11 protein-coding genes are annotated in these 14627 nt (G+C 37.7%); 6 read left to right on the forward strand and 5 right to left on the reverse strand.

The window, feature by feature from the left end:
• The first annotated feature begins 89 nt into the window (after window positions 1-89).
• The 6 genes from I6E70_RS02275 to I6E70_RS02300 all read left to right on the forward strand — a co-directional run bounded on the left by I6E70_RS02275 (window position 90) and on the right by I6E70_RS02300 (window position 7191).
• Window positions 90-1760, forward strand: a complete 1671-nt coding sequence (locus I6E70_RS02275) for a phosphoethanolamine transferase (RefSeq protein WP_197187944.1) — start codon at window positions 90-92, stop codon at window positions 1758-1760.
• The gene (locus tag I6E70_RS02280) at window positions 1757-2128 is read left to right on the forward strand and encodes a diacylglycerol kinase (RefSeq protein ID WP_024605310.1); all 372 of its coding nucleotides are present in this window, start codon (window positions 1757-1759) and stop codon (window positions 2126-2128) included. Before I6E70_RS02275 ends, I6E70_RS02280 begins: the two co-directional genes overlap by 4 nt.
• Window positions 2119-4098, forward strand: a complete 1980-nt coding sequence (locus tag I6E70_RS02285) for an LTA synthase family protein (protein ID WP_197187945.1) — start codon at window positions 2119-2121, stop codon at window positions 4096-4098. Before I6E70_RS02280 ends, I6E70_RS02285 begins: the two co-directional genes overlap by 10 nt.
• A 73-nt stretch (window positions 4099-4171) precedes the next feature.
• Window positions 4172-4846 (forward strand): response regulator transcription factor, encoded by a 675-nt coding sequence (locus I6E70_RS02290; protein ID WP_197152126.1) that lies wholly within the window; start codon window positions 4172-4174, stop codon window positions 4844-4846.
• Window positions 4827-6263, forward strand: coding sequence for a sensor histidine kinase (locus I6E70_RS02295; RefSeq protein WP_197187946.1), 1437 nt, complete (start codon window positions 4827-4829; stop codon window positions 6261-6263). The genes I6E70_RS02290 and I6E70_RS02295 overlap by 20 nt, the downstream gene beginning before the upstream one ends.
• A 49-nt stretch (window positions 6264-6312) precedes the next feature.
• Window positions 6313-7191, forward strand: coding sequence for a TraB/GumN family protein (locus I6E70_RS02300; RefSeq protein ID WP_197187947.1), 879 nt, complete (start codon window positions 6313-6315; stop codon window positions 7189-7191).
• Between the two features lie 46 nt (window positions 7192-7237).
• Here the strand turns inward: I6E70_RS02300 and I6E70_RS02305 are convergent, their stop codons facing one another.
• The 5 genes from I6E70_RS02305 to I6E70_RS02325 all read right to left on the reverse strand — a co-directional run bounded on the left by I6E70_RS02305 (window position 7238) and on the right by I6E70_RS02325 (window position 14151).
• The gene (locus I6E70_RS02305; RefSeq protein ID WP_197187948.1) at window positions 7238-8647 is read right to left on the reverse strand and encodes an ATP-binding cassette domain-containing protein; all 1410 of its coding nucleotides are present in this window, start codon (window positions 8645-8647) and stop codon (window positions 7238-7240) included.
• A 76-nt stretch (window positions 8648-8723) separates the two neighbouring features.
• Window positions 8724-10454, reverse strand: a complete 1731-nt coding sequence (locus I6E70_RS02310; protein ID WP_197187949.1) for a response regulator — start codon at window positions 10452-10454, stop codon at window positions 8724-8726.
• A 123-nt stretch (window positions 10455-10577) separates the two neighbouring features.
• A complete protein-coding gene (locus tag I6E70_RS02315; protein ID WP_197187950.1) occupies window positions 10578-12911 on the reverse strand; it encodes a fatty acid cis/trans isomerase in 2334 nt (777 codons plus the stop codon).
• Window positions 12908-13270 carry a hypothetical protein gene (locus I6E70_RS02320; RefSeq protein ID WP_010553841.1) on the reverse strand — a complete coding sequence of 121 codons (363 nt, stop codon included), beginning with the start codon at window positions 13268-13270 and terminating at the stop codon, window positions 12908-12910. Before I6E70_RS02320 ends, I6E70_RS02315 begins: the two co-directional genes overlap by 4 nt.
• 86 nt (window positions 13271-13356) lie before the next feature.
• Complete coding sequence (locus I6E70_RS02325; RefSeq protein WP_197187951.1) at window positions 13357-14151, reverse strand: VOC family protein; 795 nt, start codon at window positions 14149-14151, stop codon at window positions 13357-13359.
• Between the last annotated feature and the right edge of the window lie 476 nt (window positions 14152-14627).

Here is a 14627-nt window from a genome sequence, read left to right on the forward strand (position 1 = left end):
TATCACCTTCAGGTAATGCGTAGGTTCTCTTAAGCGACTCTTAAGTGTTGTTGCATAGCATGGCGTTGTTATTTTAAACGAGCCTAAATATGAACGTAATTAGTCAAACACCAGCACAAAAAAAGCCAAATCGTAGTAAACGGTTTTACATTCACTGTAGTGCAAATGCCTTTGTAGTGATGATTGCCTGTTATTACTGTTTAGTTATAAACATTCCTTTTATTCAAGGTTCGTTTAGCGCCATAACCTCTCTTGCATCTTTTTCATGGCTATTTTTACTTTCAGTCCCGCTACTTTTGTTATGCCTTTTAATTATTTTCTTTTCGATAGTGTCGGTTAGATGGTTATTAAAACCAATTAACTATCTTTTACTGATAATTTCTAGCGCCGTGCTTTACGGCTCATTAAATTACGGTGTTGTGTTTGACTATTCAATGATTCAAAACACGTTCGAAACGGATTCAAGCGAAGCGCTGAGCTATTTAAACCCGCAGCTCATAGCCTTTTTACTGTTGTTTTGTGCGCTACCTGTTTTTATATTAAGCAAAGTAAAAATACACTTTACTCGCCCTCATCAAGAAGCGATTAGCCGCATAAAACTTATTATTGCCTGCTTAACGCTAATTGCTTTAGTGGTCGCTAACTTTTACGCCGATTACGCAGCCACTGGACGTAACAACCGCATTTTGAAAAAAGAAATTATTCCGTTTCAATATCTCTCTAGCGGTTATAAATATATGCGCGATCAGCTGCTGTATACCAACATGGAATTTAAAAATATAGATGCAACACCCACTCTCATTACGCCTAACACCACCAGCGTAACAGTTATGGTTGTTGGCGAAACCGCACGAGCAGAAAACTTTGCTTATCAAGGTTATAAGCGCAACACCAACCCTTATACACAAAAGCATAATGTGACGTATTTTAATAATGTGGCGTCTTGTGGCACCGCTACTGCTGTGTCTGTGCCGTGTATGTTTTCACTGCAAACACAAGATAACTTTGATCGATTAGCAGCCGACAACCAACAAAACCTGATTGATTTAGCACAACAAGCTGGCAGCGACGTACTGTGGGTTGATAACAACAGCGGCTGTAAAAACGTATGCACCCGTGTTGTTAACATTGATATCCCAACCACCCCATCAGCGCTTTGCGATGGGAAATATTGTTTTGATGAAGCACTCCTTGATCCACTTAAACGCAAACTCGCTAATTTAAGCCAAGCTAACACCGTTATCGTCCTACATATGATGGGCTCACACGGGCCAACTTACTTTAAACGCTACCCAGATAAATTTAAGCAATTTACGCCTACGTGCGATAGAAGCGACATTCAAAACTGCTCACTCGATGAATTAGTTAATACCTACGACAACACAATTGCGTACAGCGACTTTGTTAACGCTCAAATAATTGAGCAATTAAAAGCACTACCAAACAACATAGATAAACAGTTTTTATATGTCTCTGATCATGGTGAATCACTTGGCGAAGGTGGGGCTTATTTACATGGTTTTCCGTATAGCTTTGCACCTAGCACACAAACGCACGTTCCTCTTTATATATGGGCTGATGAGCATAATCAGCGCATTACTAATACCTGTTTAGCTAATTTAGACACCCGCGCTGCACGCTCACACGACAATATTTTTCACACCCTTTTAAATTTAATTGGCATTAAAAGCAAAACGTATCAGGCATCCCTTGATTTACTTGCTAGCTGCCAAACAACACCAAGCGAAATAAAACTATGAGTAATAAAACCGTTATAAAACGCCAAGGCTTAATGCGCCTTATTTTTACCTTAAGCCATTCTTTTAACGGCTTAAAATGGATGAGTCGATTTGAAGCGGCGTTTCAACAAGAGTTAGCACTGTTTTCGCTACTCGGTGTGTTTGTATGGCTACAAGAAATTGCACTAAGCGACAAGTTATTACTGATAGCCAGCCTGCTTTTTGTATTATTTGCTGAGCTGGTAAATACGGCAGTTGAGGTTGTAGTTGATAGGATTGGCAGTGAATACCATGAGCTTTCGGGGCTCGCTAAAGATATTGCCTCTGCAAGCGTGTTTATAGCTATGCTAATTGCCGCACTTATTTGGTGGGCTGTGTTATGGGCATAAAGCTAACTTTTATACCTAAAATAACGAGGCTAATATTTAAAGTAATACCTAAAATACAAAATGCACTTGGCCCTGTATGGATTTTTGTTGTATTTGCTATTTTAGCACTTAGTTTTTTAACACTTGCTCGCTTTGGTTTAAGTGTATGGCAAGGGGAGCGTGTATTTGGATCGCATGCGTGGTTGTCTATATTTATAGGTGGTTTAAGAGTTGATATAGCCACTCTAAGCTACATTATTATGCCCGCATTACTACTTACCTTACTGATGCAAAGCGTAGGTTGGCAAAATAAAGTACGCGGCCTAATTAAAACTTACTTAGTGGGGATGTCTGCTTTACTCGTTTTTTTTGAAGTGATTACGCCTACGTTTATAAACGAGTACGACTTGCGCCCTAACCGCTTATTTATAGAATATTTAATTTATCCTAAAGAAGTCTCAAAAATGATTTTTTCAGGCTATAAGTTAGAAGTATTTATTGCTGTTATAGCACTTGTTTTAAGCTGTAAATTTGCAAGTAAAATATTTAGCAATCAATGGCAAAGCAAGTCATCACTAACAGGCTTAAACCAATCAATTTTAGCGCTTGTTTTAGTATGCTTAACTATTTTGGGCGCGCGTAACTCATTAGGGCACAGACCACTTAACCCCGCCATGGTCTCGTTCTCTACTGATCACTTACTTAACGACTTAACCCTTAACTCACTTTATAGCGTCGCATTTGCAGTTAAGCAACTCTCTAACGAACAATCAAGCCAAGACTATTATGGCAAAATGCCTACCGATGAATTGCTTAGTATTGTGCGTAGTAACATGCAAAACACGCAAGGCACATTTAGTGATGTAACCGCCCCTACAAAAACGTTTCATGAAGCAAGTAATATAGGTAAACCAAAAAATCTAGTCATTATTTTACAAGAAAGTTTAGGTGCTCGTTATGTAGGCACGCTTGGCGGTTTACCGCTTACACCTAATATTGATGCACTTTATAAACAAGGCTGGGGGTTTGATAATTTATACGCGACGGGTACACGTTCAGTGCGTGGAATTGAGGCAGTAATTACAGGGTTTACACCAACGCCTTCGCGTGCGGTTGTTAAGCTTGATAAATCACAGCGTGACTTTTTTACCATTGCTGATTTTTTAGCAAAGCAAAATTACAACACGCAATTTATTTATGGTGGCGAAAGCCATTTTGATAACATGCGCAGCTTCTTTTTAGGCAACGGTTTTAAAAGTATCGTAGATACAAATAATTTTAAAAAAATAGACTTTAATGGCTCGTGGGGCGCATCAGACGAAGACTTATATGACCAAGCCGACATAGAACTTACTAAGCTTAAAAATCAAAACAAACCCTTTTTTAGCCTTATATTCTCAAGCTCTAATCATAGTCCGTATGACTTTCCTGACGATAAAATAACGCTGTACGACAAACAAAAACAAACCCGTAATAATGCTGCCAAGTATGCCGATTACGCACTAGGCACGTTTATCGAAAAAGCTAAAAAATCGAGCTACTGGGATGATACCGTATTTATAGTTATTGCCGATCACGACTCGCGCGTATCGGGTTCGAATTTAGTACCGGTTGATCACTTTAAAATTCCGGCCGTTATTTTTGGTAAAGGTATTACCCATAAACGAGATAGCCAACTAGCCAGTCAGCTCGATATTCCTGTTACTCTACTGTCTTTGATTGGCGCAAGTGGTAAGCACCCTATGATAGGCCATGATTTATCAAAGCCAATTAGCGACAACAAACAACGCGCAATGATGCAATACGACAAAAACTTTGCCTACATGCACGATAATAAAGTGGTGGTGTTACAACCACAAAAACCAGCAACCACCTATACGTATAGCAATAACCAGCTTGTGCCATGTGAAAACGATGAGCAATTAGTAAAAAAAGCCCTAGCCCATGCGAACTTGGGTAATTTAGTCTACACAAATGGTTGGTACCATTAGTTCTTATTCTTGCAGTGACTTGATAATAAAGCCTTGTTAAAGTAACAAGGCTATTTTTATAAACCGAGTAAACATGAAAATCCTCGTTATTGAAGACTCTGAAGCACTAAGACGCAGCTTGCAAGTTGGCCTTAGCAACCTTGGTTTTACCGTAGATGAAACAGGTGATGGCTCAGAAGGGTTGAGTATGGCACTGAGTGGAAACTACGACCTCCTCGTACTTGATTTAATGCTACCGAGCGTTGATGGCATGAGTATTTTACAAGCACTGCGCAGCAGTAATAGCCAAAGCCGTGTGCTAATTTTATCTGCACGAAGTGAGCCTCAAGATAAAATTAGCGGCCTCATGAAAGGCGCTGACGATTATTTAACTAAGCCATTTTCGTTTGAAGAGCTCCATGCTCGTGTCCTTGCATTACTTCGTCGCGGTTCACTGCAAAACCAACAAAATACCCTTACCGTAGGTGATTGCGTATTAGATCTGTCACTTAAAACTCTTCACTACAAGCAACATGCGATTGAGCTCACGCGTAATGAATACAAAATAATAGAATGCTTATTTAACGCCCCAGAGCGAGTATTAGGGCTCGAGCTTATAAGTGAAGCCGTGGTAGGTCAGTTTGATATGCTCTCTAAAAATGCGCTTGAAGCACACATCTCAACTATACGTAAAAAAGTAAGACAGTTTAGTGGCGAGCTCCCGATAAAAAACAAACGTGGATTTGGTTATGTCGCAACAACAAAATAAAAGTCACTCAATAAGACGTAAACTCGTTAATAATATTAGCGCCGTGATCTCGGTTATTTTATTCACCATATTTTTAACCGTTGATTTAAGTGTTGATACTTGGGTGGAAGATCAGTTCAATCAGTCTTTAACTAATAAAGCTAACTACTTAAAAACCTTAGTTGAAGATGACAACAACGTGGTTGAATTTGATTTTGCTGGCGAGTTTATGTCAGAGTATGAAGCAGCCGATGCCACGGAGTTTTACCAATTATGGCATGGCCGTGATGTTTTTGAGCGCTCGGACTCATTAGCGCTTTATGAAAATGCTAACCTGCCTTTTTTAGAAATGCCGATAAACGAATCTAAAATTATAGATTACGAGCTTCCTAACGGGCGTGATGGCCGCGCACTTATAAGTCACTTTGTAGCCCAAAAAGATGATAGAAATCCCACTCATTCTGCTGTTTTTAATACCATGACTCTTGCAATTGCAGCGCCCACCTCCGAACTTAATAAAGTACTGATTATTATTGATGTGGTCTTTATTTTAACCTGTGTACTTGGTGTGTTTGGTGTGCGCTATTTAGTGACACGTATTGTAAATAAAGGCCTGCACCCTCTACACAATTTAAACGATCAAATTAAGTTACTCGATATTACCGGTGTTGCGCAAACAATAGAAAGCGACTTTAAAGTAGAAGAAATAGAACCTATACGTAACGAGCTAAATAAGTTTATTACCGTTAATCAGCAACTCTATAGTAATGAAAAACGCCTAACAAGCGACATTGCACACGAGCTTAAAACCCCTATAGCTGAACTCATAAGCCTTTCAGAAGTGGCTATTCGCTACCCTGACGATAAACGTATTAGCGACACCTATACCAGTGATGTGCTTAATATTTCACAGCGTATGAAAACGATTGTTAGCAACCTATTACTGTTGCAGCGCTCAAGTAGCAGTGCAATGCAATTAAATGCACAAAATATCATTCTAAATAACCTAGTAAATCAAATTGTTGATGAGCTGACCTTTAAGCACCCAAGTATTAAAGCGCGTTTAAATAATGAGATAAGTGACGAACTTACACTTAATACTGACGAATTTAGTTTAAATACCATTTTATGTAACTTAATCGATAACGCACTATTTTATGGACTCCCTGAGGCGCCAATTAAATTAACTGCCGTAAATAACAGCACAAACATGAGCATCTCTGTTAGTAACAAAGTAAATAAACCACTAAGTAGTGAACAGCTAACTGCTATTTTTGACCCGCTCTATCAGCTAGATTCATCTAGAACTAATAATCAGCGCCATGGTTTAGGATTATCTATTGTACAGAGCTTATGTAACTTAAATGGCTTTACTATTAAGGCCAGTAATACCGAAAACAATACGCTAACGTTTATATTAACGTTACCTCTGAAGTAAATTTAGGTTAGTATTTACACTACTAATTTTGAGATTTTAAGGACAAACCATGAATGCTCTTACCCGTATTAGCCACTTTTTTATTGTAGCGTTGCTTATAACATTTAGCTTTAACAGCTATGCAGCTCCTGCCTTATATAAAATAGAAAAAAATGGCGTCAGCTCATACCTATTTGGCACTGTACACGTTGGTGATGCCAGCATGAAAGGCTTACCTAAAAATGTAACCGATGCAATTAGTGCAAGCAAAGAAGTGATTGTTGAAGTTGATATAAGCAAACTTACTCCACTTGAAATGCAGCAGCGTTCAATGCCATTTATGATGCTAAGTGACGGTAAAACATTACAAACTGAGCTTTCAAAGCAAAATTATACCAAGCTAAAAGATTACTTTGCTAAAAAGTCGATTGATATTGCTATGTTTAATGGCTTAAAGCCTTGGGCTGTTATGGTGACTATGATGCAAATTGAATTTCAAAATGCAGGTTATTCAGATAAAACCGGCATAGACAAGCAAGTGCTTAGTTATGCTAAAGAGCATAATATTAAAATTGGCGAGCTTGAAACCCTAGAACAACAACTACAAATGTTTGATGGCATGGCGCTATTAAGCAATGAAATGATTGAAGAAACATTTGAGCAACTCAGCGATATTAATACTTACTTTATCAAATTAGTTAATGCCTGGAAAAACGGGGATATGGATACACTAACCGATTACTACAACATGAGTTTTGATGACAGTAATTATGGTGAAATTAGCGAGCAAGTAATGCTAACTAACCGCAATAATAATTGGGTTAAACAACTCACACCGCGTTTAGCAAACGAGCAATTATTTATTGCCGTAGGCGCTCTGCATTTACCTGAAAAACACGGGTTACTTAAACAACTTCGAGATAAAGGCTTTAGCGTTACTCGTCTTTAAAATAAAAATGGTTGAGTGATTTTTCGCTCAACCTTTCTGTGAGCTTTTAATGAAAGTCTTCCATTTTTAAGTAATTCTCTATTCCTTTAATTTTGTCTGCCGCATGATGATTTACATAAATCACAGTACTTGTATTGGCAGCACAAATTTTCTCTATTAGTAGCAGTACACGCTGCCTGTTTGCTTCATCTAAGCCTAAGCAAGGTTCATCTAAAATGAGTAACGTTGGATGTTTTACCATAGCCCGCACAATTAATAACATACGCTGATCGCCGTACGAAAGCTGAGTGAATGAGGTATTTTGTTTATCACTTAAACCAATAAATGCCAGCCACTGCTTAGCAATATTAATTTGTGCGTCGCTCGGTTTTTGATATAAACCTATGCTGTCGTAAAAACCTGAAATAACAGTATTTAAAGCCGATATACTTACGCGGTAATCCATATGTAGCGCGTTAGATATAAAACCAATATGCTGTTTTATATCCCAAATACTCTCCCCGGTTCCGCGTTTAAAACCGAACACTTCAATGTCATTGTTATAACACTGTGGGTTATCACCTGTTATTAAATTTAATAGGCATGTTTTACCTGAACCGTTCGCTCCAGTAAGCTGCCAATGCTGATGCTTTTTTATAGTCCAATTGAGATTTTTGAATATGCTTACATCACTGTAACTAACTTTAGCATTACTCAATTTAACTAAGGTATTACCGGTGAATGCCTTTTGCTCTTGCTCGGCGTCAGGAGATGGCACATCCAATGAAGTATGCTCTAAATGAAGTAGTTTTAGTAAGTCACTTAATTGCTCACTACTTGGCTTTGCTAAAGTATGTAACAAGCAGCCTTGGTTTACATAACCATAGTGAGTAATGAATGAAGGGATTTCGTCTAAGCGGTTTAGCACAAAAACAAAAGTAATCGTGTGGCTAAGCTCTATGAGTATTTTATTAAGTTGCTGGCAAGATTGTACGTCGAGTCCATCAAATGGCTCGTCAAGCACGACTAACTCACTATGGGAGCTGAGTGCTTTTATAAGTAGGAGTTTACGAGTTTCACCCGTTGAAAGATCTCTAAAATGCCTATTTAGTAATGAGCTAAATTTAAATAATTTTATTAGCTGCGCTAATAACTCACCATTATTACTATGCTCTGCAAATATAAGGTCTTTAACGAGGCTATGCTTTTCATGCTCTAATTCTTGGGCCAGTAACTGTTTATGCGAATCTGAAGACACGAGCATAAGCTTATTAATACTACTTATACGCTTACCACTTTCGCACTTAGCTTCACCAACTAACGCAGCTGTCAGTGCAGATTTACCGGCTCCATTAGCACCTAGAAGCAGCCAATGTTCTGCTAGATTCACTTGCCAATCTAGGTTGCATATGTCGTAACGACTTTTGCCTTGCCCTTGTAAGTAACCATTAAATTGCTCAAGCGTAATTGACTGCACTAACTTTTCCTAATAAACCTTAAAACAGCAAGTTAACGCATATTAAAAGAGCTTAGCAAGCTTGTTATCTGCAAAATTAATTTATTTCACTAGCAACGCTAATACTATTTAATGCGTCTTTAATTGCTTGCTGGCTTATTGGCTTATGAATATGGAGGTTAGCTCCGTATTCATAAACTCGCTCTATATCATTTTGTGAAGTATTTGCTGTTATAACAATAATTGGCATTACTTTATTAAGATCAGAGCGTATTTTTTTAATCGCCTCAAACCCATCCATTACTGGCATATTTAAGTCCATAAAAACAATATCGTATTGATTTTCACTCACCATATCGCACGCGACTTTGCCGTTTTCAGCGCAATTATAGCTTAAACCTAATAAGCTAAGTATGCGGGTCAGTAATATAGTATTTAATGGATTATCTTCAACGACTAAACATTTTAGTTTGTCATTTATTTTACGAGAGTTTGGAAGAGCTTTACTGGCAATTATTGGTAAGTGCAAAGATACCAGCGCCCCATGGGCCTCATTATTTTTGAAGGTAATTTCACCGTGCAACGCCTTTACAACATACTGAACCCGAGTGAGACCTGTTCTTAATCCTTGAAAATGGTTTGTTTGTTTAAATGAGTCAAATTCAAGATCAGTAATCTCTTTCGAAAAACCACAACCAGTATCACTTACAGTTACACAAAGTTCATCATTAAAAAGCTTTGCAGAGACAGTAATTTCACCTTCTGTCGTAAACTTAATAGCGTTACTGATTAATTCTGTAAGCGTATGCTGCAAACGTTGATGATCCAATTTACATACACAATTTAATGATTCATCTAAACAACTAACTAGTTTTAGGCCTTTTTGCAGACAAGCATGCTCGTAAGCCATTAGTACTTTATTACACGACTCTAAAAGGTTTTCATTTTTAAATTGCGGTACCCACTTACCTGTACTTAAAGCTTGCAAGTCCTGCAGTTCATCTAATATAGCTATTAACCTAAGTGCGCAGTAATTAGCTTGGGTTTTAACGCTTTGATGCGTATCAGAAACCTTTAACTCCTCAATAGACGTAATAAGACCCTGTAAAGGAGTTCTAAATTCGTGACTTGCTCTGGCAATAAAATGCTCTTTATTTTGACTCACTTGTTGAGCGAACTCTTTTTGTTTTTGGTATTTAGACAATGCGTTACCTATTTCTTTTTCCATTGGCATAAATACAAATCTTAACTCTACAAGTAGTAAAAACATCGCCATAAGCCAAAATAATAATTCAAGGTTAGATACCCAGTTCAATTTTTGGACAGCTTGCTCTTCAAATAAATTCACTGCATGATCTAGTTGCTTTAATAGCTCTTCAACCTCAGTTACAGAGAATATACGCTTATCTACTTGGCCTTGTTGATAAAGCAAATTTTCCGCTTGCTGGATATATGTTGCAACTTGGGTATCTAGTTTATGAGGAGCTAACGTATATAGCTTAATAAGCTTAGGTGTAAGATACTGATACTCTCCATTAGCATTTTTTGAAAGTAAGTAATTATGAGTTTTTTTGAATGATACGACTGATGCCTTTAACGCTTTAGTATGCTCAGAAATATTTGTTGCCGATAATAATAACTCATTACTATGCCAAGCTATTTTTTGAGAAAGCATTCTCTGCTTACCAGCCATATTTATTATTTTTGCGTCGTATTTTTGCACCGAAAAATAATACTGCATAAGTGATGCTGATGTGCTTATTAATAGTGCTATTGCTATTAATGCCCATCGGTAACGAGTACGGATATTCGCGACAACTTTAAACATACTAAGCCCTGTTTTTGTTTTAAGTGTAGCTCAATTTTTTAGAACTAATAAGCAGCTTAAATAATGATTATTAAATAAAAAAGCCCAACTAAAAAGTTGGGCTAATAAAATAAAACTATTTAACTATCTATTTTCTAAACGGTTATAGTCGAACATTCCATATTCTATCCCACGATATTTTTTAGCTGTATCGTGCAATATATCGCTGTATTGCCAAAACTGTGGATGAGTACGTCGAATACCAAACTTAGATTTCAATGCACCATAATCAGCTTCTATTTGCATCATAGGCAATTGCTCGGCAAAAGCATTTACTTGCTGCTCGTTATTTAAATACCAAATAGCTGCTGGATAATCTCCGATAAACCCAGGAACAATAGTCGCGGTATCTTCATCATAAGCACGTTGGCCATCTTCGTTTAATAAACTAGATATATTGTAGTGCGCATTATGATGAATAATAGTGTAGCCCTTATGGCTATTATCTTCTTGCTTTACAAGTATAAAAGAAAGCTGAGGTAATAAGTTAACCGCTTTTGCTGGCATTTTACTTATTACATTTAACGGCTTTGGCACTTCAGTGTAGTTGTATTTTTCACTTAAAACTGGCGCTAAGGCTTCTTTCATCAAGGTATATAGTTCATGCTGTGGATCATCAGTTTCATAGTTAATACCACTGGGCTGGCTAAATTCTCGGTTACTTTTAAAGAACTTAGATAAGTCAGGTGGTGAATTACGGTACCACTGCTTTTTGATTTGATTACGCTTGTGCTCAGGTAATAGAGCTAAAAAGTTTTGCTCTCCCTCTAAACGTAAAAAATCCATATATAAACGTGTAACCAATTGATGGCCTATATTTCCGTATACATCAAAGCCTGCCACAAGCAAATAATGAATACGTTCAAATAACGCATAATCAAGTATCCACGTGGTTTTAGGCTCTTGACCAATAAAACCTTTAACAACAGTTGCACTATCAAAATGGCGGAAAATAGTTAGTGCCGCATTTTTATTATGCCCATCACCTTTCCAAAGCAAGTCAGTTGTAAGATGCTCGCCACCTTTAAACATTTCGTTAGCAAGCTCAACTTTTGCCTGTAAATATTTTTTCTCACGAACTGAATATTTAACCCAGCTAGAAATAGGTAACGCATTACTTTCCTCTGCGGCAGGAAGTTCTAGCGCTTCTTCATGTTGCATTAGCATTTCCCCTACAGCAGGAGTCGCAACCTTATCAGGATCAGCAAATGCCACCCAAAAGTGATCGTTTATAACATTTAAAGCAATCTGACCACGACAAACAGGCCCTTTTATAAAGCCCATAATAATTAACTCTGCTTCATCAAGCATAAATTGATATTTAGAATTAATAGGAATAACTTCAAAAGTTTTAAATGGGTTAGATGCTGACTTAGGCTCATAACTCGGCATTTGCGTAACTGTATAATCTGGCGCAATAAACTGCTCGTATAAACGCAGTAATTTAGTTTCATTAAGCTCAAGTGGTAAATGCGTTTTAGAAAGTATGGTTGTACGCTCTTGCATAAAACGATAATAAACACGGCTAACTTTAGGGTCATCGTATGGACGACGCGTATTAATTAACTTTATTTCCTCACCAGGAGGCGTACTTGAGCGAACTAGTTTAAAAAAGCTTTGTGGGTTCTCTGACGTAAAATAAATATGTGCTAAAAACCAATGTTCATAAATATAACGTGCTGATAACTGATACTTTAAGTTATCTTGATTTAAAAATGCTTCCCAGCCCTTTATTTTATTCTGATCATACTTACTTGGTGGCTCAATATGTGACATTTTACCGCCATTTTTAAGCCAGTTCTGTAAATGATTAAACTCTTCGCGCGAAACCCCAGGTAAACCATAAGGCATACCGCCATGAGGTTGCTCGTCAGCTAATCGGTCAAACTCCCCCATTGTTGCACAGGTTTGCGAACGCCCTAATGAAAAATCAAATTCATCATCTAGCACTTCATTAGTTGGTAATTCATAGCTTTGCTTTAACACTAAACTATTAAATAAAACACTTCCCGCTAAGTTTGCTTCTTCACTTTGTACGCGCTCATTTAGCACTGGCGTAAAGTTTTTTTCTCGCCATTGCTGTGTATTGGTTGCATCAAACAATAAACGGCTTGGGGTCGTTGCCAATAAACGAGTTCCATCGTAAACGAGCTCTTTACTCAAACCTCGATCAATACCTTCAGGGGATGAGAGCTTAAGCTGGCAAGGTGCGTCGTAACAACCATGGCAAACGACGCAGCGGGTATCGAGTACTGGTTTTACGTTTTGTAAAAAATCAGCTCCAGCAAGGGTAGAATGTGGAACGATACGCTCTTGCGCTTGTTCAGGGCCAAATAAATCATCGTAATGTGCATTACCTAAGTAAGCACAACCACTAAGGATAATTAATACAAATGTACTTATTATTATTTTTTTCATTCGTCCTCGTCACCTAAATCGAAGGTGGGCATCATATCCATTTGAGGAGAAACGAATGTTTTCTGACCTTCAGTATTCAAAACAATACTTAAAAGAGGCCCATGCGTTAATGTTATCTGCGCATCATGCTCTTGCTCTAATATACTTAAATACAGAGAATCAGTTATAAGCAACTCATAACCGCTAACGGTAATAGCTACACTGCTATCTTCACTTGGATTTTGGCAAATTTGAGCAAGTAACTCATCATCAAGTCCAATTGATATTTCAAAATCAGGCTGCTCTAAATCTCTATTACTTAATGATTCATCTAATAGAAATAAAGGAAGGGTTAAATTGCTATCTTGTTCAAATTCCATTGCGTTCTCTGCACTTTCTGACGATTTAATTGGCGAGTATTATAACAAACTAGCGAGTAAATTAACGCTAAAGCTAATGTAACTGTTTAAACGTCATCTATAACAGATTCGATCACCGAAAATACAGCACCTTGAGGGTCGCATATAACACTAAAACGACCAACATCGGGGATATCTGTTGCAGGAACACATACTTGTCCACCTAAGCTAGCGACTTTATTTACTGCCGTATCGCAGCTCTCTACTGAAAAATAAATCATCCAATGAGCAGGAATATCTTCAGGCCAGTCGCTTGTCATCTCAAGCATACCGGCAATTGGCTGTCCACCGACTAAAAATAAAGTGTAGTTCATACCTTCCATTGGCTTTATTTCACTTTCCCAGCCTAGTAAAGCACAGTAAAAATCTCTACTTACTTTACTATTTCTGGTTGCTAACTCATGCCAATAAGGCGTGTTTAATTCACCTAAGTGCTTACAACCTTTATGCTCATTCCCCTGCCATAGTGCAACAGTGGCACCTACAGGATCTTTTAGCATCAACATTCGCCCTGCATTCATAACATCATGAGGACCGGCAATAACTTCAGCACCTAGTTCTTTAGCTTTTAGCGCACAATCATCAACATTGTCGACGGCAATGTAAGCCAACCAATGACTTGGGATCCCTTCACTAATTTGCTCTTTAGGCATTTCATACATAGCGGCTATATCACCACCTTGCTTTTGTAGCATGGTGTAATATATGTCCTCCCCAATAGGTTGATCGTCATACCCCCAATCAAATAATGATGTATAAAACGTCTTACCTTCTTTCCAATTGTATGTACAAAGTTCTGACCAACAAAAAATGCCATGTGGATGATTATCAATTTCACTCATTATTAAACCCTTATTATTCTATTTTTATCTAAACGAACTATGTCACATTTTATAAACTACATAATTGAACAGATCATAAATTGAGATTAGAGCGATAACTAAGCGGAGTCGATAAAAGAAGGGCAAAAAATTCGTTATTTAGTTGTTTCATATATGAGGCTTTTAACGCAGTTAGCGTCAGATTTAATCCCTCAAATTGATTAAATATTATTGCTGATCGATATAAATGATTTACTAAGAAGTCCTTCGCTCTAGAGGAATCCCTGAATCACTTTTTTGAAGACGTAAAAAGCCCGAATCATTAGATTCAGACGCTCTACAATATAAAGTCGGTACGCTACGCAGTATATCAGCGTCGGGAGTCGCTGCGCTCGCCCGCCCTACGTGATAGGTGTTAATGTGAGTGTGTATTAATTACGCGCATTTCACTTTTCTGCAGACGTAAAAAAGCCCGAATCGTTAGATTCGGGCTTTCT

This window comes from Pseudoalteromonas sp. NGC95 (assembly GCF_015864705.1).
GTDB classification, from domain to species: domain Bacteria; phylum Pseudomonadota; class Gammaproteobacteria; order Enterobacterales; family Alteromonadaceae; genus Pseudoalteromonas; species Pseudoalteromonas arctica.

Excerpts from the sequence above, each read along its gene's own strand:
- I6E70_RS02275 (WP_197187944.1), top strand. The coding sequence starts at position 90 with ATGAACGTAATTAGTCAAACACCAGCACAAAAAAAGCCAAATCGTAGT.
- I6E70_RS02280 (WP_024605310.1), top strand. The coding sequence starts at position 1,757 with ATGAGTAATAAAACCGTTATAAAACGCCAAGGCTTAATGCGCCTTATT.
- I6E70_RS02285 (WP_197187945.1), top strand. The coding sequence starts at position 2,119 with ATGGGCATAAAGCTAACTTTTATACCTAAAATAACGAGGCTAATATTT.
- I6E70_RS02290 (WP_197152126.1), top strand. The coding sequence starts at position 4,172 with ATGAAAATCCTCGTTATTGAAGACTCTGAAGCACTAAGACGCAGCTTG.
- I6E70_RS02295 (WP_197187946.1), top strand. The coding sequence starts at position 4,827 with ATGTCGCAACAACAAAATAAAAGTCACTCAATAAGACGTAAACTCGTT.
- I6E70_RS02300 (WP_197187947.1), top strand. The coding sequence starts at position 6,313 with ATGAATGCTCTTACCCGTATTAGCCACTTTTTTATTGTAGCGTTGCTT.
- I6E70_RS02310 (WP_197187949.1), bottom strand. The coding sequence starts at position 10,454 with ATGTTTAAAGTTGTCGCGAATATCCGTACTCGTTACCGATGGGCATTA.
- I6E70_RS02315 (WP_197187950.1), bottom strand. The coding sequence starts at position 12,911 with ATGAAAAAAATAATAATAAGTACATTTGTATTAATTATCCTTAGTGGT.
- I6E70_RS02320 (WP_010553841.1), bottom strand. The coding sequence starts at position 13,270 with ATGGAATTTGAACAAGATAGCAATTTAACCCTTCCTTTATTTCTATTA.
- I6E70_RS02325 (WP_197187951.1), bottom strand. The coding sequence starts at position 14,151 with ATGAGTGAAATTGATAATCATCCACATGGCATTTTTTGTTGGTCAGAA.